This is a genomic window from Mesorhizobium sp. M2A.F.Ca.ET.037.01.1.1, from assembly GCF_003998075.1.
Classification (GTDB): domain Bacteria; phylum Pseudomonadota; class Alphaproteobacteria; order Rhizobiales; family Rhizobiaceae; genus Mesorhizobium.
Window position 1 is genome coordinate 1 of sequence record NZ_RZSA01001259.1, and the last position, 1,605, is coordinate 1,605.

Sequence of the window (1,605 nt, forward strand, 5' to 3'; positions counted from 1 at the left end):
ACGTCGTGTCGGGCGAGAACACGGCGAAACGGTCGCGGCCACCGGCCTTGGCGGCGTAGCAGGCATCGTCGGCGCAGGCGAGTGCATCGGCCACGCTCATGTTGCGGTCGCGCACGAAGGCGATGCCGATGCTGGCGGCAAGCCTGCGCGAGGTGACCGCCGAGCCGAGATCGGCATCGCGCACCGCGGCGAGCACGCCGCGGGCGATGCGCTCGGCGCAAGCGTCATTGCAGTTCGGCACCATCAGCGCGAATTCATCGCCGCCGAGGCGCGCCGCACGCGCCGACGCGGGCAGGCTGGCGAGGATGCCCGCCGCGACGCTCTTCAGCGCCAGGTCGCCGGCGGCATGACCGGCATAGTCGTTGAGCGCCTTGAAGTAGTCGAGGTCGACGTAAAACACCGCCAGCGGCAGGCGCTCGACCATGGCGATGTTCTCGGCGAGCAGCCGGTCGAAGGCGGAACGGTTGAGCAGACCGGTCAGGGCGTCGTGGCGCGCGGCGAAGGCAAGTCCCTCGGCGCGCATCTTCTCCTCGGTGATGTCGCGCACGGTGCCCAAGATCTGCCCGGCCGAGCCGACATCGGCGACGAAGCGCACCAGCGTTTCGAGATGACGGACCTCGCCGTCACGCCGGATGATGCGGTATTGCGAGGCCACGACATCGTTGGAGCCCGGCACGATCTGACGGGCGCGCTCGGTGGCTTCCTTATCGTCCGGATGAAGATAGGTGTGCCAGAGCTCGGCCGACACCTCGTCCTTGTCGGCAGCGAGGCCGAATATCTCACGGGTGCGCGCGTCCCAGAAGGTTTTCCTTGTGCCGATATCGTGATGCCAGATGCCGGTACCGCTGGCTGCAAGCGCGAGGCGGAAGCGGACGTTGACCTGCTCGAGCGCCGCCTCGGCTTCCTTCTGGCGGGTGATGTCGGTCTGCACGCCCATCAGCCGAAGCGGCTTGCCGTCGGCGTCGCGCTCGACAATGCCGCCACGGTCGAGAACCCAGACCCAGTGGCCGTTCTTGTGGCGCAGGCGCAGCTCGGTCTCAATGGAATCGACGAGACCCGCAATGTGCCGGTCGCCGCTTTCCTGCGCGCGCTGGCGGTCGTCGGGATGGGTAAGCTTCAGCCAGAGATCGGGCGTGTTGGCGAGCTCGCCCGGCTCATAGCCCAGCATCTTCGACCAAGTCGGTGAATAGTAGCAATCGCCGGCCGACAGATTCCAGTCCCAAAGGCCCAGATGAGCGCGGTCAAGCGCCTGCGCCCAGAACTTGCCGTTGCGTTTATTGTCGTCCGCCATACTTTGGTTCGTGCCACCCGGTCTCTGCAGTCTTGCATGAAAGCAGAGAAGAAAGAGTTACCGGGGGTGGAACTGCTTGATCTCCCCCTTGTAGGGGTTGAGGAGCGGTCCGCGCAGCGTATTGGCTTTCCGAGCCACGAAAGCCGGCAGACTGCTCTCAGGCAGTCTGCAGGAACACCTCTTCGGGCGCCATCCCGACCAGCTCGGCAAAGCGGCCATGGTCGGTCGCGCCCTCCGAGTTGATGACGAGCACGCGCGAACGCCTGTCGAGGCCAAGCGCGGCGCGCATGCGCCTGTCGCCCGCGGCGCGGACC

At 66.5% G+C, this 1,605-nt stretch carries 1 protein-coding gene and 1 pseudogene; both read right to left on the bottom strand.

Annotation, left to right across the window (positions count from 1 at the left end):
- On the bottom strand, positions 1-1,291 hold a 1,291-nt coding region (locus EOA27_RS35725), incomplete at its 3' end, for a PAS domain-containing protein (RefSeq protein ID WP_127258642.1).
- Between the two features lie 157 nt (positions 1,292-1,448).
- Positions 1,449-1,605 (bottom strand): annotated as a pseudogene (locus EOA27_RS42705) (diaminopropionate ammonia-lyase); the annotation flags it as partial.